This is a genomic window from Bacillus sp. FSL W8-0770 (assembly GCF_038008705.1).
Classification (GTDB): Bacteria; Bacillota; Bacilli; order Bacillales; family Bacillaceae_G; genus Bacillus_A; species Bacillus_A cereus.
In genome coordinates, this window is the sequence record NZ_JBBOZR010000001.1 from 2,773,176 (window position 1) to 2,799,242 (window position 26,067).

The following is a 26,067-nucleotide window of genomic DNA, read 5'->3' on the forward strand; positions in this document are numbered from 1 at the left end:
TGTATGTTAAAAGCGAATGAAAATGACTTCTCCTATCGCTTCGGTGATAACGGGCCGAAATATTTAATACAAGGTCCAAATATTGATCTTGGCCTTGTTGTCATTCAACCGGGCCAGGAGTTTCAAAACCATTATCATACGACGTGCGAAGAGGTCTTTTATGCATTAGAAGGTGAAATAGATTTCTATGTGAATAATGAAAGAGTTCCAATTAAACAAGGTGATGTCCTGCAAGTTCGTCCTCATGAATCTCACTATCTTATTAACCATTCTGACAAACCTTTTAAAGCTGTGTTTATTAAGTCACCACATTTACCAAATAAAGATACTGTACAAACGGAAAATCCAACATTAACGAAGGAGTGATTTGGAATGACTTGGGGATTTAAAAATCGATTAAATACAATTTTACCTGATGGTAGAGCGGTTATGTTAGCAATAGATCACGGTTATTTCTTAGGACCAATTCACGGACTAGAACAACCACTTGAAACAGTAAAAAACTTACTTCCTTATACAGACTCCCTCTTTTTAACGCGCGGTGTACTTAGCTCCTGCATTCCTGAAAACTGCAGCACACCGATGGTTATGCGTGTATCTGGCGGCGCTACTGTCGTCGGTAAAGATTTAGCGAATGAAACAATTGTTACACCTGTAAAAGAAGCAGTGAAGCAAAACGCAATTGGCGTTGGCGTTTCTGTTTTTGTCGGATCAGACTATGAAACACAAACTGTTTCGAATCTCGCAAATGTAGTCTCTGAAGCTCACGATTACGGCCTACCTGTACTCGGCATTACCGCAGTCGCAAAAGAATTACAAAAACGTGAAGCTCGCTTTCTAGCACTTGCTTCCCGCGTATGTGTTGAAATGGGTGCTGATATTATTAAAACGTATTACTGCGAAGGATTCGAAAAAATAACGAGCACATGCCCTGCCCCAGTCGTCATCGCAGGTGGCCCAAAACTAGATTCAATTGAAGACGCATTAAACATTACGTACAATGCGCTGCAAGAAGGCGCAATTGGAGTAGACATGGGCCGAAACATATGGCAATCCGAGCACCCAGCTGCGATGATTCAAGCGATACATGGCATTGTGAAGAATGGATTTAATGTGAAAGAGGCGCTTGAACTTTATGATGATGTGAAGAATTAATGTGAAAAGACAGACTATTTATTAGTCTGTCTTTTTTACTTTACAGTGAAACTTTCTTAATCCGTCTTCTAATATGATACATACTTAAATTCTATACACCTTCAAATGATTACTCTTGATGATTACTATTAAGCTTTGAAACTTTCTTACCTTCTCTATACTCAAGACAAGACACCTCAATTAATAAGCCATTAAATACTGTAAAATAAAAACCATAACTACTACCTCTCATCGTATACGGTTCCTTGTCTATTTCAATGCCACCAGCTACTAAACGATTATATGTTTGATCAACTTCATTTGAAGTATCCACTAAAAACCAATATGAAAAGCTTCTGGATACATCACTTCCTTATTCCCCTTAAATGCTTTGGGGTCGCTTAGCACCAGTATAAATCCACTCTCATCACTCATAACTACAAGTGCTTTCCCTTTTGCTCCAAAAATTGAAAATCAAAAAATGTTTCAAAGAAATGTCTCGCTTCTGATAAATCATCAACACATAAATTCAAATGATTTAACTTCATTCACTCATCTCCTTTTAAGCAGAGGGTATGTAGACTCATTTTCATAACACTTAAATATGCAAGGTAAGATATTCAAGCGTTCCGTCTAAGACTATGCTTTATAAGTCTAATACTTTTCTCCATAGCCTAGAACGTTTTTTATGACTGCAATTATATAAACCGTTCGACGTGAAATATTAATGTACCTATATAAAATAGTCTCATTATTTATTTTCCAGATTGTGTAGAACCCACTCAACCAGGAAAATTGCTGAAGGGACGCGCTCTGTTGTATCACCTAAAAATAGCTTATTAAGTAACTCATCTAAATGAATTGGCTTATTCGGCAACGTTTGAATATACCTTAAAGCAGATCCCGCTGGCGGTACTGGCTTATTATTAATAGCCCATATCCCTTCTAACAATGTCCAAGTTGACGTATGAACTAAGTATGAAGCTTTTAACTCATCATTTGCTTTTAAAGCAGATTGAATTTTAATAAGCGAACTATGCAACCAATGAGAAATGCCCTTCATTTTGTCACTTGAAACACGATAGTTTTCAAATTCATATGTAGCTATTTCCTTTAACTTTTTTAACTCACCGCTTTTATCAAACAAAATTTTCCCTTCTAGAAATGAGTATAGTTCCATCGGATTGTTTTTAAAGTTTACTTGAATTTGATTAAAATCTGCACCCTTATATTCAACTAAAATATCTTCTCTCATTTCAGAATGAAATTTCTTCTTTTGTCCGTCTTCTAAAAGAATATAGAAGTCTAAATCAGATTCAGGATATGCATCGCCTCTTGCAACAGATCCAATTAGCATGAATCCATTTACCTTTTCCATAGATAAGACTTCCGCTACTATTGTTTGCACTAATTTTTTATGTTGTTCATATGTAATGAATGCAAGTTTTTCTATCATTCCCATCCCCCCAGTAATAAAAAAGAGGATACATGATTGCTTCTACAACATGTATCCTCTGCTTGTATATTACGACTGTTGATAAGCCGATTTCGATGATTTCACATAATAAACTGCATGATCCACATTAATAATATGATCTGGCTTTGGTTTACCACGGCCCGCTCTATGTCCAGCTAAATGTTCTTCACTTGTTTCCCAGTTTTTCCATGCTTCTTCAGATTCCCAGCGAATCATTACGACAACTTCTTCGTCGCCGCGTCTTACTTTTTTCACGAGAACACTTAAGTCGATGAAGCCTTCAAATTTTTCAATAATACCTTCTCCAGTGAAACGTTCTACAACTATATTTGATGTACCTTCTTTTACTGTAAATGTTTTCGTTTCGATAAACATATATCCCACTCCCTCTTTGTTATACGAATACTAGTATTCTTCTATTATAATTGATTATGATAATTATTTTCAATTGTAAAGTTTTAATTTTTTGAATTATGCTGATTTCTTTTCTATCGCCTCATCTAAAAATTTGAAATATGGCAGTAACATCCCTATTAAAGATGTAACACATATAATTGTACCGATGATTACATATAGCGCTCTTACTCCCCACATTTCACTCAATATTCCCCCTACTAACACACCTAATGGCATAGCGGATCGTATAAAAAATAAACGCACTGAAAATACTTGTCCTATCATATTATTTGGGACGGTTTGTTGGCATATTGTCGTGTTATGAACATTGAAAAATGCAATACAAATCCCTGCTATTACTTCAATTATTATTGCAATGATAATACTATGATTGAACCCTAATGAAATGTATGTGAGTCCCCCTATAAACAATCCTCCGAGCATAAGTATACGCCGGCTTTTATATGTTACTTTTCCGACTAATACTGAGCCAATTACGTAGCCAAGTGGAAAACCTGCTATGAAATAACCGTACTCTGCATATCCCGCTGACAGCTCGTCTTTTATATATGGAAGATTTGTAACCATCGTTACCCCTACTCCAAACTGTACGAAAGTAAGAAATATACCGAGCCAAACGATGATTGGTTTTCTAAAAAAATATGTAAAACCTTGAAGAAATTGTTCTAACCACGTTTTTCGTATATCTGTTGTAGTTCTCCTTTCTTCTATATAAAGTAAGAAAGCACCACTAACAAATAGACAAATACATACGAAAGATAATGTAAATTCTGTTCCAATGTAATGAATGACTACTCCACCTAATACTGGCGCAAGAAACATCATGAGACGAGTCATTCCATCAATATACGCATTTGCGTCTTGAAGTTGTTCTTTACTTACAATGCTCGGTGTAATTGCCTGACTCGCAGGTATATAAAGAGGTGTAATAAATCCTACTACAATTTGAACAACATAAATGTGCCAAACTTCTATACTACCTGTAACTAGCATCACCAAAGGTAATAAGAATACGGACGCTCGTATCCATTGTGAACAAATCATAATCCACTTCCGGCTCCATTTATCAATAAATGGGCCACTTATTAATTGCAATATGAGTGATGGGATGAAATATAATAGCCACATACTACTTAAAGCCATTTCCGATCCTGTTAATTCATACACTAGAATTGAATTACATAACGTTCCGAAAGCCCCTCCTAATTCTGAGATTGCACTACCAATCCACATAAAAAAGAAAGAACGATTTTTCAATACACTCTTCACTATAGCTCACCAACTTTTCTCTTAAATTCCTCCCTTTATGTACATTCTTGTTGCATATTATCTATTCAAAAACGCTTCTAATTCTTTTGCTAACGACTGTACTGCTTTCTTCCTTAATACATATTTTCCGTCATGTATATCAACTAACTTCGCTGCACGTAACAATTTCAAATGATGGTGTACTGTCGATTTACCAAGCTGCAATCTTTCCGTTATTTCCTGTAAAGTACGTTCTTTTTCAAACAACATTTTTACAATTCGCAATCTCGCCTCATCCCCAAGAGCCTTATGTTTTTGAACTAAAAAATAATTCGGTTCATACGGATCTTCAGGATGAATGCTTTCATTCGCAACTGGATAATGAAATACTTTCGTATCATCAATATCTGCTTCAATATTCCACGGTCTGTACGTCATTTGCGGAATAAGAAGTACGTGATGAACACTTGGCTCTGGCATATAGTTCACGCCACCAGTCGCCCACTCGACAAACTCTTCCGGCTTCATCTTTTTATTCATTTCATTTTTTGCTTCATAATCTCGTTTTAATATAGAAAGTATTTCTTCTTCCTCACTCTTAATTACACTCTCATACCAACCTGTCATTACAGCGATTAAATGAGATTTCAGCACTTGTACATCTACATCACATATAAAGCGAATGTACGTAGAGAAAAACTGATGATCATGTGTTAATTCTTTTAGTTCATGTATTGCAGTTCCATCTCTACTTGCGGCTAAACGTCTTTTTTTCTCATATTTCTCCCCTAAAAATGGTAAACATATATACTTCAAATCTTCTTCTGAAAGTGAATCGATTTTAACATGAAACTGTGATACATCCTGTATGTCTTCTTCATACAACAACTGAAGCAATGCTTTCCACGTATTATTTTCTTCGACAAATTGTAAGTGCTCTCTCATTTCTTCTGTTAATGATTTCTTAATTTCTTCCCATTCATTTTGACTCTTTTCAAGTGTATCAATTAACCTCTTATGAGTAATTGCTGCAATGCCAAGCGCACATTCGAAAAGTATCGAATATTTCACTTGAACGTTATAAGTTTCCCTCTTTCTACTCGTTATGTGATAGACCTCCATTTTTATCCCCTCCTTGTTTGCTATATATCAAATTCTATTTTTATCGAATTTAACCTTCTATATTTTTAGAATTATTTTGCGACTTCAAAAAAACTCTAATCAATGGGCAAATAGAGAAAGGTTTATACTCTTTTTCATTCTGACTCAATTAAAGCCTTGATTATTAAGTATCATATTAAAAAGAAGTTTTTTAATGGCTCTGTTATAAGTTGTCTTTCACCCTCTTGTGCAACTATAGAAAAGGTTTATTGAAGAGAAAAGAGAATTGGTTTTATTAAGAAAAATGAACAGGAGGCTATAGGAATGGGAAGAAAAGAAATGTTGCAAAATGGAGTCCAACAAGTTTTTTACGAAGAAGAATGGTACCCACCAATATCAGAAGCGTTAAAGAATCTTACGGCTGAACAAGCATGTTGGCAACCAGAAGGTGCTGCCAGTAATACGATTTGGGAAAATGTGAACCATTTATTAATCTTTAAAGAACGCCTACTTTCCCGCTTACATGAAGACGACACATTTGTTGCTCCACAAAATAATGATGAGACGTTTATCCAAGGTGGACCTAATGATGATGCCGCTTGGCAGCAAACAGTGAAACGAACGCTTCAAGTACATGATGCCTTACAAGCTTCATTAACATCCTTTCAAGAAGCAGAACTAGATCAGCCAAAGCCTTCTCTACCAATTTGGCAACAATATTTGAATATCCTTTTGCACGATGCTTATCATACAGGACAAATTATACAACTTCGAAAACTCCAAGGTTCATGGCCAACTCACCGTTCTTATTTATAAGCGATGTTTACATTTGCTGACGTTTAACATGCAACCAAATAATTGAAAATAGCTACTTGTTTTGTAAATACTGCGATTGCTCAAAATAAAGCAAATCAAAATATAGGAATCCCAAACATCATTTACCTTCTTCATAACTTCTGATCATAATCCAAATTTGGAAGAATAGAGGCTTTTTTATATACAAATAATAAGCCTCAAGGAGTTGTTGACATGTATTTCATATTGAATATGTTAGGGATTTTCGTTGTCTTATTAATCGTTTTCTTATGTTCGCCTAATAAAAAACATATAAAATGGAGACCAATTGTAATTCTCATCATATTGGAGCTTTTTATTACGTGGTTTATGTTAGGCACAAAGCTAGGCAGTATTATCATTAATAAAATAGCGTCATTTTTCAGTTGGCTACTGGCATGTGCAAATGAAGGAATTCGATTTGCATTCCCATCCGCTATGGAAAATCAAACAATTGATTTCTTCTTTAGCGCATTACTTCCTATCATTTTTGTTATTACTTTTTTCGATATTCTATCTTATTTCGGAATCTTAACTTGGATTATTGATAAAGTAGGTGCAGTTATTTCAAAGATTTCTCGTTTACCAAAGTTAGAAAGTTTCTTTTCGATTCAAATGATGTTTTTAGGAAACACCGAAGCACTTGCGGTTGTTCGTGATCAATTATCTGTTTTAAAAGAAAATCGATTATTAACTTTTGGGATTATGAGTATGAGTAGCGTTAGCGGATCCATTCTTGGCGCTTATTTATCAATGGTTCCAGCAACTTATATTTTCAGCGCAATCCCATTAAACTGTATTAACGCATTAATTTTAGCCAATGTATTAAATCCTGTGGAAGTTTCGAAAGAAGAAGACGTTGTTTACACACCTTCCAAACATGAAAAAAAGGATTTCTTTTCTACTATTTCCAACAGTATGTTAGTCGGGATGAATATGGTTATCGTTATTTTAGCTATGGTAATTGGATATGTAGCTTTAACAGCATGTTTAAATGGGATTTTAGGATTTTTTGTAACGGGGTTAACAATTCAAAAAATCTTCTCCATTATCTTTAGTCCTTTTGCATTTTTACTCGGTTTATCAGGCAGTGATGCTATGTATGTAGCTGAATTAATGGGGATCAAAATAACAACGAATGAATTTGTTGCAATGATGGATTTAAAATCAAACTTAAAGTCGCTACAACCGCATACGGTTGCGGTTGCAACGACATTTCTAGCTTCTTTTGCTAACTTTAGTACAGTAGGTATGATTTACGGAACTTACAATTCATTATTTGGCGGAGAAAAATCATCAGTCATCGGTAAAAATGTTTGGAAGCTTCTTGTTAGCGGGATGGCTGTTTCTTTATTAAGTGCTATGCTCGTTGGGCTATTTGTATGGTAATTAATTTTTATAATAAAAGACACCCAAGCCAATTGAGTGTCTTTTATTATTATTTTCGAATTTGTCCATTTCCACGAATCACATATTTTGTAGAAGTTAATGCTGGAAGCCCCATTGGTCCTCTTACGTGTAACTTTTGTGTACTGATACCAATTTCCGCTCCGAATCCAAATTCGGATCCATCTGTAAAACGAGTCGATGCATTATGATAAAGTGCCGCGGCATCTACAGAAGTAAAAAACTTGCTGACGTTTTCCTCGTTTTCAGTAATAATTGCTTCAGAATGCATAGATCCATACGTATTTATATGATGAATCGCTTCTTCAACAGTGGAAACCACTTTCACTGCTAGTGTAAGAGATAAAAATTCTGTCCCCCAGTCTTCTTCTGAAGCAAGTACAATTGAAGAATCCATTGCAAATGCTTTTTGATCACCACGTAGCTCCACGCCTCTATCCTTCAAAGAAGAAAACAACTCGCTACCATATTTCTCTGCCCACTTCTCATGAAGAACAATCGTTTCAATCGCATTACATACAGATGGACGCTGCGTTTTTGCATTTATAATAATATCCAATGCCATTTGTTTATCCGCTGTTTCATCAATGAATATATGACAATTTCCCGCACCTGTTTCAAGTACTGGAACAGACGCTTCTCTCACAACAGTATCGATTAATTGTTTGCCACCTCTTGGAATAAGAACGTCTAGATAATCCTTCATTGTAAACAACTGCTTTGCGCTATCTCGCGTTGTATCTTCTATAAGCTGGACGCTTTCTTGAGGTAAGCTTGTTTGTTTGAGCGCCCTGTGAATAACGGCAACGATCGCTTTATTAGAATGAATAGCAGAAGAACTACCACGTAATATGACTGCGTTTCCTGTTTTCAAACAAATTGTAGCAGCATCCACTGTTACATTCGGTCTTGCCTCATAAATCATCCCAACAACACCAAGTGGTACGCGCATTTCCTGAATAGATAGTCCATTTGGCCTTTCCCATGCACTTACACATTCTCCTACAGGATCACGTAATTCAATTAGCTGCTTAATCCCCTCTGTCATATCAATAATACGATTTTCAGTTAGCAGAAGACGATCAAGGAGTGAATCAGAAAATCCTTTTGCCTTACCTTCTTCAATATCCCTCTTGTTTTCTTCTAAAATATAAGCTGTTTCTAATATTAACTGATCAGCTATTGCGGAAAGTGCTTCGTTTTTTTGCTCTGTAGATTTAAGCACAAGCTCTCTAGCAACCTCTTTTGCTTTTATCCCCTTTGCCAACACTTCATTCATTTTTATTTCCTCCTTTTTAAAGTGAAACCCAATGATCCCTATGGATGACTTCATAACTATGTCTCTCGCCTCTTACTTGAATATCTTGGCTTTGCATACCTTTTACATCTATTAGTTCCTCTGCACTATATGTGCATTGTCCTTTTCCTATTACGCGCCCTTGTTGCGTTACAACCTCTACAACTTCACCCACTTGGAAAAATCCTGATACATTCGTAACACCAGCTGGAAGTAAACTCTTACCATGCTGAATGATGGCAGTAGCTGCCCCAGCATCTACTTCAATTTGTCCGCTAACAAGCGAATGTAAGGCAATCCATTGCTTGTTCATCTTTATTTCTTTTTGAGGAGCATTACCAACATACGTTCCATCACCCTTACCCTTCAAAACATCTACAAACTTTTCCTGTCCACGTCCTGTTCCGATAAATACACTCACACCAAGAGAGAGCGCTGTCTTTGCAGCATCGATTTTTGATTTCATACCGCCAGTCCCAAGTTTTGAGCCAGCATCTCCTGCAAGAGAAGAAATTTCTTCCGTAACTTCAGGAAGAAAATAATATTTTTTTGCATCCGCATTTTTCTGAGGATTTTTGTCATATAACCCGTTCACATCCGTAAAGATCATAAGCATATCCGCCGAAACAAGCCCGCTTACTAAAGCTGACAGCATATCATTATCACCGAACGTCAGCTCCTCTAAAGAGATGGAATCATTTTCATTAATAATTGGAAGAGCGGAGCGGTTTAATAATTCTCCTAACGTAGCGTAAGCATTACTATATTGTTCTTTTCTAGAAAAATCACTTCTCGTCAGCAAAAGTTGCGCAGTAACGATGCCATATTTACGGAATTCCTCCGTGTACGCCTGCATTAACAAACTTTGTCCGACAGCTGCTGCAGCCTGTTTCCCTTTAATCGTTACAGGTCTGCTAGGATATCCTAGCGCTGAAAAACCTGCAGCGACGGCTCCAGATGTAATTAACACAACCTCGTGCCCATCTTCTTTCAACCGAGCCAATGCGGCAACGTGATCTGAAAGCTGTTCTGTAGAGATGCCTCCGTGACTATCTGCCAAGGAACTACTCCCAATCTTTACAACAACTCGTTGTTTTTTCACTTTTTTATCCCCCAAATCTAAAATCAAAGTTTTTTATAAATTACACTTCATTCACTTTGTAACTATATCTATTCTCATCAATGCTGCAATGAAGTATTTAAGAGCAAAATAAAAATGACCGCTTCGCCCTTAATAAAATAAAAAGGACGAAACGGTCATTGTTCCGCGGTACCACCTTAATTGATATACATAGATATCCACTTGGTGCCTATAACGCAGGCGAACGCCTAAACTTTCATTTAAGACTCAGGGATAGGTTCGATATATTCTATACGAGGAATCTTTCAGCCGGTGAATTCCACTCTCTTTCGCAAGAAGACATATGTACTAGTTCCCTTCAACGATTTTCAATCTAATTTTTTTATATTATGCGATATAGTTCGATTCGGTGTCAAGAGGTATTTTTAAAAATAAATAGAGCCGCAAGTTATTTGTATGAAATTATCTCCCTACTGAATGAAAATACAAAATGATATAAGTTTAACTCATATTCATAAACATAAAACCTTACATTATAGTGTATATATTTACATAATGTCGAATATAATTATTTTTTATCTTTTAGTGTTGCAAAAAGGAATATATTCTCTTAGAATGTTTCTTTATATTGCACAGGGATGTTATTCTTATTCTAAGAAAATAATATCAAACCGATATAATTGATTATAAAAGGAGCAAAATTGAGTTATTATGGATAAACAAATTGGATTCATCGGTTGCGGAAATATGGGAATGGCTATGATTGGCGGAATGATAAACAAAAATATAGTGTCTTCAAATCAAATTATTTGTTCAGATTTAAACACTGCTAATTTAAAAAATGCTAGTGAAAAATATGGGCTAACTACAACTACCGACAACAATGAAGTAGCTAAAAATGCTGATATTTTAATTTTATCAATCAAACCAGACCTATACGCATCAATAATTAATGAAATAAAAGAAGTAATCAAAAACGATGCTATCATCATTACGATCGCTGCTGGGAAAAGTATTGAAAGTACTGAAAATGCCTTTAATAAAAAAGTAAAGGTTGTAAGGGTAATGCCTAATACTCCTGCTCTTGTTGGAGAAGGAATGTCTGCATTATGCCCGAATGAAATGGTGACAGAAAAAGATTTAGAAGATGTACTAAACATTTTCAATAGTTTTGGTCAAACAGAGATCGTAAGTGAAAAATTAATGGATGTTGTCACATCCGTAAGTGGTTCTTCACCAGCTTATGTATATATGATTATAGAAGCGATGGCAGATGCTGCTGTACTAGATGGTATGCCAAGAAATCAAGCATATAAATTCGCTGCTCAAGCTGTGTTAGGCTCTGCAAAAATGGTACTAGAAACAGGAATACATCCAGGTGAATTGAAAGATATGGTTTGTTCTCCTGGCGGAACGACAATAGAAGCTGTAGCAACATTAGAGGAAAAAGGACTGAGAACAGCGATTATTTCAGCTATGCAGCGTTGTACGCAAAAGTCTGTCGAACTATCTGGTCAAACGAAAAAGTAAAACTATAAAAGAAATCACATTAGTTATGAATTTCATTAAAAATGCACTACATGATAAACGGCCAAACTCGAATTTACTTGAGTTTAGCCGTTTTAGCTGTTAATTATATTAAAATAATTTCACTTTTCCCTTCCCTACTATACTTGTGTAATTTTATTAGAAACAAGTAATTTTTCAATGCATTTCGGTAACATATCTAATAGCGTTTCAAATGCGTAGTTTACATCTAGACGTTCTGTCCATTGATGTGCATCTTTTCCTACCGGCCCCATATTTAATACTGGAACATCAAACTCTTCTAATTCCTGAAGCGGAATTGAATAACCTTTATCCCATAATGGCATATTGTCTACAAGCGAACTCATTGAATCCAGTGGATACTGCAAGCCTACATAACTTAAATCTGAAATCCCTCCAAAATAATTTTGGTTTTCAAATGTAATTTTATGATTGTAGAGTGCATACTTTTCCATTTCTACAACTACCTCTTTTATTAAAGGATTGTTGCGCGAACTCACAGCTGGATAGTACGGCGGAGCGAAGAAAAGTACAATCATCGGTGCCTTTTCTTTACATAAAATCGCTAATTTATCTACTAAATCAATCGTTACCGCACGATCATCTTTATCTTCTCTATTTTTTATAATATTAGATTGAATATGATTTATTTTTTCTTGTCCATGTTGCTCAATTGCATATGTGATAAGCTCTTCATACGTTAATACATTTACTTTAAGATTAGGTGGTATAAATGGATTATATTTAGAAAAACGATATGCATGTTTTTCATACGACTCTTCTATTTTCTCTGCTACTTTCGTTACTTTTTGACGTAACAATGAAACTACATCTGTCATTGATTTTTCTAATAAAAACAAATTAAATAATGTAACTGCACGATGCGGAATTTGTACAGAATAATCCTCTTTTAAGTCCCTTTGAAGTAAGTTAGTTGGCGGAGGACTCGCTTCCCCTTCTACAATATCACAAAGGTCTGTGTTTAACTCTAATTCTGCTGTTATTAATGAAGCCATATAACTCCCATTTAACCCTGCAAAAGGTTCACCTACATGTGTCTCTTTTCCGTAGCAAAGAAAACCAGGTAACACTTTACCAATAGAGCCAGTGTAAATATACTTATTTTGGTCACCAGGATGTCTTGAAAACATAGGCTCTGAGTTTAAGACCGTTTTATAATCTAAGTTATGCTCTCTTGCTAAATCTAACAGTCTCGGAACAGCGGCCCTCATCCCTACAGAATTTACTTCTTCATCTGGTACAGCCAATAAAAGAACATTCCCATCAAATCTTTCTTCGCAAGCTTGCTCAATCATTGCCATTTGTAATGCGAGGCCGCATTTCATATCCATTGTTCCTCTACCAAACAGCCATTCTCCATGTTCTATATCTTCACGTACATGGTCTGGAAGTTCATCTTTATGAGAATAAAACATAGATGTTAACTTTTTAGGATTAAATGCATCTTCTTTCCACATTCCGTAATCTTGTACATCTACAACATCAAAGTGACTTACTAGAATTACAGTATTTTTTGTACTATCGCTTTTTTTTACTAGTGCTGTAACAAAATATCGTCCGTCCCCTGTCGGATTTTTTTGCAAATGGTGCGGGTTTTGTTTGAAATACTGTAAGTCAGATAATTGTTCCACAACAAAGTCTGGCAATATTACTTCAGCTTCTGAACCGGTAATACTAGGAATTTCAACAAGACTGCTTAATAATTGAACCAATTGTTCTTTTGATTGCCACTTTGACATATAAATCCCCCTATTTTCCGCATTATGAAAACTAATTCCATTATATGAATAAAAAATGACGACAGCTATCAAAATTATAGTTCTGATGTACTGCCGATTTTTATTGATATTTCATGAGCCGCTTGTTTTACCTTGCTAATAAGAAAAGATAGTCGATCATCATTAATACGATGACTAATTAACCCAACACTTAATGCTCCTACTACTTTATGATTAAATCCGATAATAGGTGCAGCTACTGAAGCTGTCCCTTCTGTTTTTTCACCATAACTGACAGCATATCCTTCATTTTTTATTTGCTTTATTTGATTAAGAAGAATTTGCTTTTGTTCTGGTAATGAAGGAAGTAAATACTCTACAATATGTTCCATTTCATTCGTTTTCATATTGGCAAGCATCGTTTTATTTGCAGCACCAATTGAAAGTGGAATTTGTTCTCCTAGATTATCGATAACTCGAATTTTTAAAGGACTATCAATTCTTTCAATGATAATAGAATGTGTTCCGTTTGGAATATTCAAATAGACACTTTCTTCCACTTCAGAAGCCAAACGTTTCATCACTTCTCTTGCAACAGATCTATAGTCTACCTTCTCCAATTGACGCAACCCTATTTCCATCCACATTGGTCCAATTTTGTACTGTTTTGTCTCTGTAATTTGTGTAACTAACCCATGCTCCATTAGAGAGTTAAGTAATCTATGTACTGTACTAACCGGGAGATGTGTTCCATCAGCTATATCAGAAATAGCCCAATACTCTTTTTCATTTGTAGAATTCAATAATTTAATAATACTTATCGCTCGATCAATGGACTGTACCATAACTCGCCTCAACTTTACTCGTAATATGTTAGTACGCTTAATTAACTATCAATTTAGCAAACATTCGAAATGAAATCAATCTATTTATTTAATTTTCTAACAATAAAAACATATCACTAACAACGAATTGAAAACGCAAACAAAAAAATATTGACTTTTCTTTTTAATTATCTGAAAATTATAACAAGATTTCACATCACGGAATACATTCCATAATACGGAAAAACATCAAACATTATTCTATCAACTACGAAAGTGAGGAAAACAATGGCGCAAGTAAGCAATACAAACAATGAATTAAAACGTACGATGAAAAGTAGACACTTATTCATGATTGCACTCGGTGGTGTGATTGGAACCGGGTTATTTAACGGATCTGGCTTTATTATAAGTCAAGCTGGACCTGGTGGATCCGTACTTGCCTTTATTGCTGGTGGATTATTAATGTATTTCGTTATGCTATGTCTTGGTGAACTTGCTGTAGCCATGCCTGTTTCAGGTTCTTTTCAGGAATATGCTACTAAATTCATCAATCCTGCAACTGGCTTTACAATCGGATGGTTGTATTGGTTAAGCTGGGCGAATACGACCGGTCTTGAATTTACAACTGCCGGTATTACAATGCAGCGCTGGTTTCCTGATATTCCTGTTTGGGTTTGGTGTTTAATATTTGGCGTTACCATCTTCACTATTAACGCATTATCTGCTCGTAGTTATGCAGAAACAGAATTTTGGTTTTCAAGTATAAAAGTATCTGCCATTATAGCTTTTATAATTCTTGGTGGCGCCGCTATGTTCGGTTTTATTGATTTAAAAGGCGATGAACCAGCTCCACTTCTTTCAAATTTCGTAAATCATGGTGGTTTATTTCCGAATGGACTTGCAGCTATTCTATTAACAATGGTTACAGTCAATTATTCCTTCCAAGGTACAGAGCTTGTCGGAATCGCAGCAGGTGAAAGTGAAGATCCAGCAAAAACTTTACCTCGTTCTATTAGAAATATTATATGGCGCACAATGTTTTTCTTCGTCTTAGCAATCTTTGTTCTTGTTGCTTTAATTCCTTGGGAAGAAGCTGGATTAACAAAGAGTCCATTCGTTGCTGTTTTTGATAATATCGGTATTCCATATGCAGCTGATATTATGAACTTTGTTATTCTTACTGCTGTTCTTTCTGTCGCAAACTCAGGACTATACGCTGCTACTCGAATGCTTTGGTCTTTATCAAAAAACGAAATGGCTCCAGCATTTTTAAAGAAATTATCATCACGTGGGATTCCTCTCAACGCTTTAATCATGACAATAGCTATTTCTGCTTTTTCTCTTTTGACAAGTGTAGTAGCTGCTGAAACTGTTTACTTGTGGCTCATTTCAATTTCCGGAGTCATTACCATTATTGTTTGGATGTCAATTTGTGTTTCTCAATTCTTTTTCCGCAAACATTATTTAGCAGACGGCGGAAAATTAGAAGACTTAAAATTTAAAACGCCACTTTATCCACTCGTACCAATTCTTGGTTTTGGATTGTATGGCATTATATTAATCAGTCTTATTTTTATCCCAGAACAACGACTTGGAATCTATTGCACTGTCCCATTTATCATCTTTTGCTACACTTACTATCACTTTAAAGTTAAGAAAAGAAATTCTACTAACACTCATAGTGAAACTAAAATTAGCGAGACTTCGTAATATTTGACTATACATAAAAGACCACACATGGCGTTTCACTTCATGTGTGGTCTTTTTTCATTATTTTAATATGATTTCATCTGAATTTAATGAATATATCCCCTTTCCTACAAAAGTAGTAGAGTGTTCATTTAAACACTTACTACCTCAGTGGGATTTATCACATTCCAATTTCAATATAATAGTAAATAGGTATATCGGATATAGATGTACATTACTAGGCTTATACATATTTCAACTTTAGAATTATATTCACTATTCAATTGGTAGTTACCAATAAAGAAAGGAATGATCATAATAATACAGAACATATACGAAACTCATTTACATGTAAGAAATTTAGAGAAGGCAATAAATTTCTATCAAAACAAGCTAGGATTAACGTTAGCAAGAAAACTCTCCAAAAGAAGAGTGGCTTTCTTTTGGGTCGGAGAAAATAAACAACAAATGCTTGGACTATGGGAAGTACATAACATTGAAGACTTTGAGCCGAGACATTTTGCTTTTGGTGTAAATTTAGAGTTTTTAATGACTTCTAAAGCGTGGTTAGAGGAACGTGGAATAGCAGTGATAGGAAGTCAAGGAAAAGGAAATCAAGAGCCAATTGTCCAAAGGTGGATGCCTGCTGCAAGTGTATACTTTCTAGATTGTGATGGAAACAAATTAGAATTCATTTCTATGTTACATGAGAATCCAGATGAATTAGAATATGCGTCCTATTTAAGTGTATGGAATGCGGAACACCAAGAAAAATGAATGGAATTTTCGTTCAAGTCTTTTCTTATTTTTGGATATAATGTTGCACGATCCCCCCTTTTACTATGAATTTGTTAACATAATGCATTTACTGTCATCTTATATTTGTACTTACGTACGAGCAATTCCTAATCTGCTTCAATTACAATTTGAATTATGTAAATTTTCCTCTTATCTGGCATCTACTCTTTAAACACAAACTCCCCTTAAATCGAAAATGATTAAGGGGAGTTTTATATACGATGCAATTATAGTTCAGATTTCACTCGAACAGAAACATTATTTTTAATTATATTTTTGACATCTTTAAAGCTAACAAAATTGTTACTTTTCTCATCCCAAAGACGGAAACGTAGTGATTGTAAGCTTGTAGCAAGCGTAATCGTTGGTACATTTTTTAACGGAAGCGTATTATTGTGTGCCTCTTCTAGTTTATAGTTAGGTACCCTTGGGCTTAAATGGTGAACATGATGGAATCCAATATTACCAGTTAAGAATTGCAAAATTTTAGGAAGCTTATAAAAAGAACTTCCTTCCACTGCCGCTTTCACATATTCCCAATCTTTATCCTCTTCAAAATAAGAATCCTCAAATGTGTGCTGTACGTAAAACAGCCAAATCCCTACTGAACCTGCTATTAAGAATATAGTACCATGTACTAACAGAAACGATTTCCACCCAATTGCCCAGCAAAGTATAGCTACTACAGCAACAATTATAATATTCGTCAAATAAGTATTCATACGTTCTTTCTGCCTTGCACCTTTTCGGTTAAATCTATTTTTAAGCAAGAAAACATAAATCGGACCTAATCCAAACATAACGAATGGATTGCGATATAAGCGATATGCTAAACGAAGTCTAAATGGTGCAGCTACATATTCATCAACTGTAAGCGTCCAAATATCCCCTGTACCCCTCTTATCCAAATTACCACTTGTAGCGTGGTGAATAGAATGTTCATGCCCCCACTGATCAAATGGGAATAATGTTAAAACACCCATACACGTTCCAACTATTCTATTTGCACGTCGACTTTTAAAGAACGAATAATGGGTGCAATCATGAAAAATAATGAAAATTCTTGTCATAAATCCAGCGGCTAACAGTGCTGGAACTAATGTTAACCAATAAGAAACTGACAAACTTTTATAAGCAAGGTACCATAAAATAATAAATGGCACGATTGTGTTGATCAGTTGCCAAACACTTTTTTTAATCGTTGATTTTTCAAAAGGAGCAACTTGTTTTTTTAAATTTTTAGTATTTTCTAAGGTCATTGTTCTAATTCCTTTCCTTTTTGTTGCTAATTCATATTATAGCACACTATTAGTATCAGGTGTTAAAAGTAGCTATAATAAATATTATATACTATGAAAATCTCTTTTTTCTTACTCATTACTTACAAATTACTTACGCCCAAAATAGCTTCTATAATTGGACAGGCGGAGTATTTTATTTATAAAAGAAACTTCGAAATTTTCCAATAAGTACATAAAAAAAACAGCAAGTTTTTTCACAAGAAGAAAAAAGCTGCGATAAGTCAGTTTCACCGACTTATCGCAGCTCCTCTTCGTTTTACCTTATTTTATCGATGAAGCCACACTGCACCTGCAGACTTGTCTTCAGCTTGGCCTACCACTTCAAACTTCAGTCCTAGTTTCGGTAACTTACGTCCTGCATCAGGAATAATGCTGTTGATGTATTGCTTAGAATCATCAAATTTTGCCACTCCTGGTAATCCTTTATAATCGAAGATACCGCGAGTTGGTGAATTTACTTTCCATGCTGGTGTTTGATCAAATGAGAATGCCGCATCGGCAATTTGGTAACGCGTACTGCTCTTCACAGTAGGTTGTCCGTTTAATGTCCCTACAATTGCCTCTGGATGAGAATCTACTACTCCTAAGAACCCTTCACCTGGATGAACGCCTACCCAGTTATCTGTAAAGCTTTGATCCGCATACCATACAACCATTCCTGTATTAAATACTGGGCCACGTGCATGTTGTAACGCAGTGTCAGAACCAGCGTAATTTCTCCACTCTACATAGTAATTATGTTTTTTCTGTTCAAATCCGTTAGACACAGTAAAGCCTTTTAACGTCATTGCTGGCTGACCTTCTGCATCATCAGAGAAAACAACTTTTCCATCTACAGTTAATGCTGCGTTATCTAACGCAAACCCTTTATAAGCTACTGCAATATCTGTTAAGTACTCAAATTGCAGTTTTACTTTTTTTCCTTTGAATTGGCTTAAATCGTATGATTTATCAACCCACTTACCATCAGTTGTATCCGCGCCGCCTTTTACATCTTTTTCGCCCATTCTATCAATGCGTGTCTTCGTTCCATCTTCTGCAATCGCATATACGTCAAGGAAATCATACTTCGCTTCAAGTTCGTAAAATGCCTTATAATCGAACTTAGCATCCTTTGCATTTGTTAAGTCAAATACTGGTGTCTCAAGTGTTGTATGAATGTCATTTCCTTTTGTACTGTAATAGAACTTCTTACCAAACGCTGATTCGATATTTTTTATATCTTTGTCCGGCAAGTTAACACGAACGATTCCAGGTCGTTTAGATTTTGTAGTACTTTGATCTACATATGTCGCAACACCGATTCCTTTGCTAAGTTTGTCATAATCTACTTCAAGGATATTCGCCCAGTTCCCCTTCATATTCTTTTGGAAAAACTCTTTATTTTGTGGTGAGAAACTCGTTGGCTCTGTTCCTGCAATTTTTCCAGCCCAGCTACCACCACTCATAATAGACCATGACTCAACAGGTTCACCTTGTCCTGAGTACTTTGTATCATATTCATCTGGTAAGCCTAAATCATGGCCATACTCATGTGCAAACACACCAACTGCCCCGTCTTCAGGCTCGATTGTATAATCATATGCAGCCATCTTTCCGCCCCAGTTCGAAACAGAAGATTTCGTGCCATCAATTGCATATGGTTTTGAACCTAGTTTTGAACGATGTGACCAAATCGCATCATCTTTCAATTTACCGCCGCCAGCTTCTTGACCAACGCCAGCATGTACAACCATTAAATGATCAATAATGCCATCTGGCTCATTTTTATTTCCATCACCATCTTGATCGTATTGATCAAATTGGTCATAGTCTGCTAAATTGATTCCTTTTGCTACCGCTGCTTTTAATGCTTCTTTCACAAAATCTTTTGGTCCTAAAGGCCCCTTGTTATCATGCCCAGTACCCGCATCAGCACCATAATCTGATGCTTTTCCTGGAACAGTAAGCCATTCTGTTACAGTCCCATCAACTGTATAGCTACCACCAGATTGTTCTTCATAATATTGCTTAAATGTGTTAATTTTCGATCCATCAAATAAAGTAAATGGTTCATCACCAAATAACATTTTTTGATAATGTTCACGATTAAAGTCCTTAGAATACATGTATCCTGGCTCTTGATCAATATTGTTATGCTTAAAATCGCTAAATTCTACAAGTAAAACAAGTACTTTATCTTTTCGAACAGCTCCATTGTATTCTTCTTGCTTCGCTGATGTAGTAGGTACTTTTCCATTTAATTTCCCAGGATTCAATGCTGCACCTTGTCCAGCTACTGGGCCTACTTCAGGCTGCTGCGCCTGTTCATTTTCCCTCATTTTTGCATCTTTTACTTTTTTCATAAAGTCAGAGGCTTCTTGCGTAAGACTATCTCCTGTTAAGATTTCTTTCCCAGGGTTTTCCCCTTTCTTTTTCTCAACATATTTTTCGACAGCCTTTGAAGTCTCAGCTTGTGATGCAGATTGATCAATTACCCCCCGTTGTTTTAGCGCTTCAGCCAAACGCTCCTCCGGTATTAAGTGCTCATCTATTGGTAGAGATGATGTTGGTGTCTCAGCATACGCTGCGTGACCTCCAAAAGCAAACGTACTACTTAGTACTGCTGCTGTTGTTAATACCGCTAATGGTTTTAATTTCTTTTTCTTTTTCAATGTATTTCCTCCCCAGTGTCTGCAAATTATCGTTTTTTGCCGATAACAACATAATATTCGTTATAATACGAATATTCAATCTTTTTCAACAAATAAAATGTTGAGAAATATTTTTTTATGCAGGGTGAAATACATAAGATATAAAAACAAACAGACTCTCCTATAAATAACAGTGAACTTTTATATGTTCTTAGTTACAATCAAAATCCAGTAAATCTGGGATTCATACTTTTTTAATAAAAATAAGAATTAAATATTTTCTATACTATTTAATCTATGGATTACCATATTACTCACTATTCTCATTATTACAAGCTAATAGTGGTTCGTACATCATTATAGCGTGATTCTCTGTTACATATTGATCTTCTATTAACTGTTTCTGTTGATTATATACTTTACGTTGAATCACATTATGTCGTATATAACCGCCCCAGTATGCAGGTTGAATTGAGTGTTCTTTCTCATACACTTCATATTGATAAAGTTGCGGATAGACTGTTCTCCATTCACCAACTAAATGTTCATCTGTCATATAAAGGTGAAGTTGATACAGTTGGTCCGTTTCATTTTTAATTTGTAAATCCAAATAGTTATAGGAACAAGTCGCCCCACTCCCAAACGGTTGAGTGCGCCTAGAGTCAGGAAAGACATCAAAGCTATGACGATATCGTTCTGTTACTGTCAGTGGTGTATGTAAAGTCATCCAATATATTAAATTCGAAAGCTGACAAAGACCTCCTCCAATACCTGTTTGAAAAGATCCGTAATGTAATACCATACCTTCTACATACCCTTTTTTCCTCGTTGGCTTACCTATTAAACGCCAGTAAGAAAATGTTTCTCCCGGTCTAATGACGATACCATTTAGTTTTTTAACAGCAATTTTCAAATTAACAACCTTATTCTGTTGATACCACATATCTACATCTTTGAGCTTACGAAGTAATATCGTTCGGTGCTGAATTGCTGTACAAGGTAGCTTTTCTTGTTGGAACCTTTTTGCATATGTTTTTCCATCTGCCAACCACTGAATGTACCTCTTTGTAGAGTAATACCACTTCCCTAGCATAATGCGATACTTAGACCGCTGTTTAGGACGTAAGTGCACTATATTCATTTTATTCCCTCTCTCTTTCTTCAAGTAAATTCTAATATATTTCTAATTCAATAAACTACAGTTTTCTTAGCTGCATAATAATTTCCACAAAAAAACAATAAATTTACTCTAGTGGAGATTTTATTTTGATGATTGCTTTATAATTATATAAAACTGAGCTTCAATACAATAAATTGAAATAAACATATTATAAATATAACGGATAACCTTAAATAAAAAATAATGAACATTAAAGAAATTCTAAAGTATTAATATATTTTTCGTAAATATTAATTGATAACACATTAGACTTTACTATATGTATAACTTCTTATTCTACAAAATGAAATTTTTTTAATGTAAGAAAAAAATATAATTTCCCTTTAACATTTATACAAGTCTCATATAAAAAAATTACAAAACAATTCGAGCCCTTATATTTAGAATAAACACAAAAAATTGCCACCAGTTAGCTTAACTGGTTGGCAATTTTTTAACGAGAATGCTTTACAAATAGTTGAATTGCTTCTTCTGGTACATAGTACTTTCCATTACTCTCTACAATAATACTTCTTAATTCATACCCTTTACCATTGATACGAATTATATTTTTGTTACCAAATAATTGTGCTTCTACTTTATTATGTTTTACTACGAGTAACGGGTTTGCTCCTTCGGTTTTGTCGGCTGTTACAGTTGCACCGATTTTCTTAAAGGCTTGTTCACTCTCTAAAAATATTTTATTCGTTACTTCTTCTAAGTTAAAGCCCATCGCTTTCGCCATCGTCTTCGCAATGTCTGTATTTTGGATTAAGCCTTCTGGTTTTTGAGGTCCATAAGAATGTAAGAATACATCCTCACCTGTATGTCCTCCTGTCGTAAAGCCGATATTTGCACGATTAGCCAATAATGTAGTAAAAATTCGTCCTACATCCATTTTCTTTTTTGCCACTTTTAATTGTTCTTTTTCATCATGAGTTAGATTATCCAAACCGTATAGTTTAGCTACATCTTCTACATTTGATAAATCAGATTTCAGTTTATTTATAGTTCCTTCAAGTGTCATTTTCGCCTTTTTCAATGGATCAATGTATACAGAAACCGGTGTAGTATTGTATCCTTTTGTCGTATTCCTATTCCCTATAGAGATGCCGCTGTTACCATGATCAGTTAAAGCGATGAGCATCGTATCCCCATCTTTCTTCGCAAATTGTAACGCCTTTGCTACCGCTTCATCAAATGCTAATACATCACTAATCATCCCAATTGGATCATTAGCATGAGCTGCCCAATCAGGCTTACTACCTTCTACGAATAAAAAGAAGCCATCTTTATCTTTTGATAATGTTTGAATTGCTTTTTCTGTCATTTGAGAAAGTGTTGGTTGTTCTGAATTTGTTGCTATACGATCCATATCAAACGCAAGAGCATGATGTGAGAAAGAGCCCCAAATTTTATTAGATTTGGAGTTCAATAACGCATCTTTCGTTTCAACGAAATCGTATCCTTTGTCTTGAATCACCTTTACTAAATTTTCACCATCTTTTCGGATTCCATTACTTTTCATAGGTAACAGCGCCGCTTTTCCCCCGCCTAATACGACATCTATATTTTGATATACTTGCTGCTTCGCAATTACGTCAAAATGTTTGCGATTGACATGGTGAGCAGAGAATCCGGCCGGAGTAGCATGCTGAATTTCAGATGTAGCAACAATGCCAGTTGCACGACCAGTACATTTTGCGCCTTCTAATACGTTTGCGACCGGCCGTAACTTTTCTTCTTCTTTTATTGGCTGTAAGCTAGGCGAACTTACAATAGAAGGTAATATACCTACATATCCTGAATTCGATTTATTTCCAGTTGCTAAAGCTGTTGCTGCTGGCGCTGAGTCTGTAATAGCTGATTCCGCCGAAAACGTACGAACACCTCCTGTTACAATTTGATCTAACGTAAGCGGTGCCCCTTTATACCAGCGAGCCAATGTTGTCGCCGTTGAACTCGTTCCGTCCATAACCATCATAATTATATTTTTAGGCTGGTGTTCTACTTTTTTCACCTTAGCTTTGGCCGCATGATAATTCATCATACTTTCCGTACTTAATACGCTTACTATTATAGCTCCCACTAATAGTAACTTTTTCATCTTCACACCATAATTCAACATGATTGTTCCTCCATAAACTTTGCATTCATTTCAATACACCTTATTTCCTTTTCCATACCAAAACCTACATATGTTTTATTAGTTCCCAATTCTCATAAAGCTAACAATAGTTACTTTCTCTTTCTTTAATTAAATATCGATATGTATCATTTATCTTATAAAAAAGATTTAACATCCTTTTCATTAATTACTTGTTTAACAATAAATCCTCGATTAAAAGAAATAAAAATTTATTGTTAAACAATAAATTTCATGTTAAATTAATAAGATATTAAATAAATGAGGTGCTTTTTATGAAACAAGGATCCACACTCTTTTTAAAGACCGTTGTAATTCTAATCGGAATCCCCGTTCTTGCTATGTGCATTTTTTTAGTCCCTAAAATAGGAAATTTTGCCGCAGAATTATATCCAGATATTGCATATATTAAATATCTTGTATTTATCAATTTATACGCAACAGCAATACCTTATTACTTCGCACTGTACCAAACATTTAAGCTTTTAAACTATATTGATAAAAATAACGCATTCTCAGAGCTATCTGTTCAAGCTTTAAAAAATATTAAGTACAGCGCATTGGCAATTAGTGTATTATATGTATTAGGTATGCCACTTTTTTATCTCGTGGCAGAGAGAGATGATGCCCCTGGCATTATTATTATCGGAATGATTATGATTTTTTCTTCAATGGTAATCGCGGTCTTTGCTGCCGTTCTCCAAAGACTATTAAAAGATGCTATAGATATAAAATCAGAAAATGATTTAACGGTCTGAGGTGAATAATATGGCAATTATTATTAATATTGATGTAATGTTAGCAAAAAGAAAAATGAGTGTAACAGAACTTTCGGAGAAGGTTGGAATTACAATGGCTAACCTTTCTATCTTGAAAAATGGAAAAGCAAAAGCAGTCCGTTTTTCAACTTTAGAAGCAATATGTAAAGCATTAGAATGCCAACCGGGGGATATTTTAGAATATCAACCTGAAGATACCAAGTAAAAAGAGTCCTTCATACGAGAAGGACTCTTTTTACTACACATTACGGCGCAAAACTAATTTGACCAGTAAACAATAGGATAATTGCTATGATCCAAAATATAAAAAATGATGAGGACAGTATTAATGAAAGAATAGCAATTCCCTTCTTCTCTGTTCTTTTCGTCATTGTGATTATTGAAAGCATGATACCTACACCTGTCAGGGCAATTGTAATATAATCTCCAACTATATTACCTGCATTGGCTATCCTTGTTGGCGTTATAAAAACGAATAGAAAACACAAAATGCCGATGAGTAAAGATACATAACTTATTATACTATACTTCTTTTTAGGAACTATTTCAGTTTTCATACTAACCCCACCCCTTCTATATAGCTATGAGTTCATATTAACATGAATAACCATAATTTGGTTAAAATAAACTGACCACTTCCTTATTAAAGATGGACGATTATCCTTTAATCTCTAGTAATTATTATATACAGAAAATAAAGTGAAACTTTAATCAGTGGAGGTTTTGTTCACCCTCCACTGATTATTAGTTGAAGCAATCAGGCTGCCCGTTATTGCAGAATAAAATGAAAGAGTTCTAAAAAATAAGGACTGTACCTTTAAAATGAAAGATTCAGTCTTTATTAATAACTTTTTTTATAAAGAAAACTCTCTATCACTCACTATCTTAAAAAACTCCGAGTAATGTGATAAAGAATAATCCGCTACATCACAATCACCTTGAAACATACATGTTGAAATACCTAATTCTTTTGCAGGTAATAAATCTAATTCTCTATCTCCAATAGCTAAATCAATATTATGTTTTTTATGTAAATGATTATAAGCTAAAGAGTTGGGCTTTCGTGGAAAGCCATCGTCAATTGTAATCATATCTACAAAGTATTTTTCCCAGCCGTAATATTTTAAAATGTCCATAACCCCTGTCCTATGTTTATGGGTCATAATCACATTTTTATCTGCAAATTTCAAAACCTCTTCGACACCTGCAAAAGGTTTCATATCTTTTGGCGTGAATTTCTCCTTCAAAACTTTAATCTTTTCTTCCTGCTCGCATGAAATATTATAATACTGAATTGCATGAGAGTATGATATTTTTAAGTTGTTGTATATTTCTTGTTTTTCTACTAAGTCACCTAATATTTCAGAAAGCATCATTGTATATGCAGGATACGTATCAAATAACGTCCCATCAAAATCCCATAAAATATTCATTCTATTCACCTTCTATTTT

Annotated in this window: 23 protein-coding genes, 1 pseudogene and 1 other annotated feature; of the genes and pseudogenes, 9 read left to right on the top strand and 15 right to left on the bottom strand. The window is 35.0% G+C overall.

All coding sequences use genetic code 11. The features are described from left to right. The first annotated feature begins 3 nt into the window (after positions 1 to 3). On the top strand, positions 4 to 366 hold the full coding sequence (locus NST27_RS14325; RefSeq protein ID WP_000909986.1) for a cupin domain-containing protein: 363 nt from the start codon (positions 4 to 6) through the stop codon (positions 364 to 366). Positions 367 to 372: 6 nt separating this feature from the next. Next, positions 373 to 1,155, top strand: a complete 783-nt coding sequence (lsrF, locus tag NST27_RS14330) for a 3-hydroxy-5-phosphonooxypentane-2,4-dione thiolase (RefSeq protein WP_000219771.1) — start codon at positions 373 to 375, stop codon at positions 1,153 to 1,155. Positions 1,156 to 1,264: 109 nt separating this feature from the next. Here the strand turns inward: lsrF and NST27_RS14335 are convergent. The 5 genes and pseudogenes from NST27_RS14335 to NST27_RS14355 form a co-directional block, all read right to left on the bottom strand. Next, a pseudogene (locus NST27_RS14335) lies at positions 1,265 to 1,682 on the bottom strand (VOC family protein). Between the two features lie 203 nt (positions 1,683 to 1,885). After that, positions 1,886 to 2,590 carry a nucleotidyltransferase family protein gene (locus tag NST27_RS14340; RefSeq protein WP_000570641.1) on the bottom strand — a complete coding sequence of 235 codons (705 nt, stop codon included), beginning with the start codon at positions 2,588 to 2,590 and terminating at the stop codon, positions 1,886 to 1,888. A gap of 69 nt (positions 2,591 to 2,659) precedes the next feature. Next, positions 2,660 to 2,986 (bottom strand): heme-degrading monooxygenase HmoA, encoded by a 327-nt coding sequence (hmoA, locus tag NST27_RS14345; RefSeq protein WP_000469498.1) that lies wholly within the window; start codon positions 2,984 to 2,986, stop codon positions 2,660 to 2,662. Between the two features lie 96 nt (positions 2,987 to 3,082). Continuing rightward, the gene (locus NST27_RS14350) at positions 3,083 to 4,297 is read right to left on the bottom strand and encodes an MFS transporter (protein WP_000843809.1); all 1,215 of its coding nucleotides are present in this window, start codon (positions 4,295 to 4,297) and stop codon (positions 3,083 to 3,085) included. A 57-nt stretch (positions 4,298 to 4,354) separates the two neighbouring features. Next, positions 4,355 to 5,398, bottom strand: a complete 1,044-nt coding sequence (locus NST27_RS14355; protein ID WP_000454562.1) for an ArsR/SmtB family transcription factor — start codon at positions 5,396 to 5,398, stop codon at positions 4,355 to 4,357. 303 nt (positions 5,399 to 5,701) lie between these two features. Between NST27_RS14355 and NST27_RS14360 the strand changes: the two genes are divergently transcribed. Continuing rightward, entirely contained in the window at positions 5,702 to 6,193 is a 492-nt protein-coding gene (locus NST27_RS14360) for a DinB family protein (RefSeq protein ID WP_000532726.1), read from the top strand. A 213-nt stretch (positions 6,194 to 6,406) separates the two neighbouring features. After that, positions 6,407 to 7,600 (top strand): NupC/NupG family nucleoside CNT transporter, encoded by a 1,194-nt coding sequence (locus tag NST27_RS14365; RefSeq protein ID WP_000273618.1) that lies wholly within the window; start codon positions 6,407 to 6,409, stop codon positions 7,598 to 7,600. Between the two features lie 49 nt (positions 7,601 to 7,649). Here the strand turns inward: NST27_RS14365 and proA are convergent, their stop codons facing one another. Together proA and proB are read right to left on the bottom strand one after the other, a co-directional pair. After that, positions 7,650 to 8,897, bottom strand: coding sequence for a gamma-glutamyl phosphate reductase (proA, locus tag NST27_RS14370; protein WP_001006611.1), 1,248 nt, complete (start codon positions 8,895 to 8,897; stop codon positions 7,650 to 7,652). Positions 8,898 to 8,913: 16 nt separating this feature from the next. Next, a complete protein-coding gene (gene proB, locus NST27_RS14375; RefSeq protein ID WP_000744801.1) occupies positions 8,914 to 10,017 on the bottom strand; it encodes a glutamate 5-kinase in 1,104 nt (367 codons plus the stop codon). Positions 10,018 to 10,156: 139 nt separating this feature from the next. After that, positions 10,157 to 10,367: a binding site (T-box leader), on the bottom strand. Positions 10,368 to 10,707: 340 nt separating this feature from the next. Here proB and proC point away from each other — a divergent pair. Continuing rightward, positions 10,708 to 11,526, top strand: a complete 819-nt coding sequence (gene proC, locus NST27_RS14380; protein ID WP_000360724.1) for a pyrroline-5-carboxylate reductase — start codon at positions 10,708 to 10,710, stop codon at positions 11,524 to 11,526. A 137-nt stretch (positions 11,527 to 11,663) separates the two neighbouring features. Here the strand turns inward: proC and NST27_RS14385 are convergent, their stop codons facing one another. Then, on the bottom strand, positions 11,664 to 13,304 hold the full coding sequence (locus NST27_RS14385) for a M20/M25/M40 family metallo-hydrolase (RefSeq protein WP_000049570.1): 1,641 nt from the start codon (positions 13,302 to 13,304) through the stop codon (positions 11,664 to 11,666). A 74-nt stretch (positions 13,305 to 13,378) separates the two neighbouring features. Further along, positions 13,379 to 14,128 carry an IclR family transcriptional regulator gene (locus NST27_RS14390; protein WP_000250758.1) on the bottom strand — a complete coding sequence of 250 codons (750 nt, stop codon included), beginning with the start codon at positions 14,126 to 14,128 and terminating at the stop codon, positions 13,379 to 13,381. 267 nt (positions 14,129 to 14,395) lie between these two features. On the opposite strand from NST27_RS14390, the gene NST27_RS14395 reads away from it, so the two are divergent. Then, on the top strand, positions 14,396 to 15,820 hold the full coding sequence (locus tag NST27_RS14395; protein WP_000079991.1) for an amino acid permease: 1,425 nt from the start codon (positions 14,396 to 14,398) through the stop codon (positions 15,818 to 15,820). Positions 15,821 to 16,117: 297 nt separating this feature from the next. After that, positions 16,118 to 16,576 carry a VOC family protein gene (locus NST27_RS14400; protein WP_025687456.1) on the top strand — a complete coding sequence of 153 codons (459 nt, stop codon included), beginning with the start codon at positions 16,118 to 16,120 and terminating at the stop codon, positions 16,574 to 16,576. 248 nt (positions 16,577 to 16,824) lie between these two features. Here the strand turns inward: NST27_RS14400 and NST27_RS14405 are convergent, their stop codons facing one another. The 4 genes from NST27_RS14405 to NST27_RS14420 form a co-directional block, all read right to left on the bottom strand. After that, a complete protein-coding gene (locus NST27_RS14405; RefSeq protein WP_000171503.1) occupies positions 16,825 to 17,856 on the bottom strand; it encodes a fatty acid desaturase in 1,032 nt (343 codons plus the stop codon). A gap of 308 nt (positions 17,857 to 18,164) precedes the next feature. Then, a complete protein-coding gene (locus NST27_RS14410) occupies positions 18,165 to 20,552 on the bottom strand; it encodes an immune inhibitor A domain-containing protein (RefSeq protein ID WP_000727450.1) in 2,388 nt (795 codons plus the stop codon). A 289-nt stretch (positions 20,553 to 20,841) separates the two neighbouring features. Continuing rightward, positions 20,842 to 21,672 carry a VanW family protein gene (locus NST27_RS14415; RefSeq protein ID WP_009327106.1) on the bottom strand — a complete coding sequence of 277 codons (831 nt, stop codon included), beginning with the start codon at positions 21,670 to 21,672 and terminating at the stop codon, positions 20,842 to 20,844. Between the two features lie 472 nt (positions 21,673 to 22,144). After that, the gene (locus tag NST27_RS14420; RefSeq protein WP_047386385.1) at positions 22,145 to 23,818 is read right to left on the bottom strand and encodes an alkaline phosphatase; all 1,674 of its coding nucleotides are present in this window, start codon (positions 23,816 to 23,818) and stop codon (positions 22,145 to 22,147) included. Between the two features lie 293 nt (positions 23,819 to 24,111). On the opposite strand from NST27_RS14420, the gene NST27_RS14425 reads away from it, so the two are divergent. Then, entirely contained in the window at positions 24,112 to 24,594 is a 483-nt protein-coding gene (locus NST27_RS14425) for a DUF2975 domain-containing protein (protein WP_000809119.1), read from the top strand. A gap of 10 nt (positions 24,595 to 24,604) precedes the next feature. Continuing rightward, a complete protein-coding gene (locus NST27_RS14430) occupies positions 24,605 to 24,820 on the top strand; it encodes a helix-turn-helix domain-containing protein (RefSeq protein ID WP_000974620.1) in 216 nt (71 codons plus the stop codon). Between the two features lie 40 nt (positions 24,821 to 24,860). On the opposite strand, the gene NST27_RS14435 is transcribed toward NST27_RS14430, so the two are convergent. Together NST27_RS14435 and NST27_RS14440 are read right to left on the bottom strand one after the other, a co-directional pair. After that, complete coding sequence (locus NST27_RS14435; RefSeq protein ID WP_000845560.1) at positions 24,861 to 25,172, bottom strand: hypothetical protein; 312 nt, start codon at positions 25,170 to 25,172, stop codon at positions 24,861 to 24,863. Positions 25,173 to 25,469: 297 nt separating this feature from the next. After that, positions 25,470 to 26,048, bottom strand: coding sequence for an HAD-IA family hydrolase (locus NST27_RS14440; protein WP_001024229.1), 579 nt, complete (start codon positions 26,046 to 26,048; stop codon positions 25,470 to 25,472). Positions 26,049 to 26,067 lie beyond the last annotated feature (19 nt).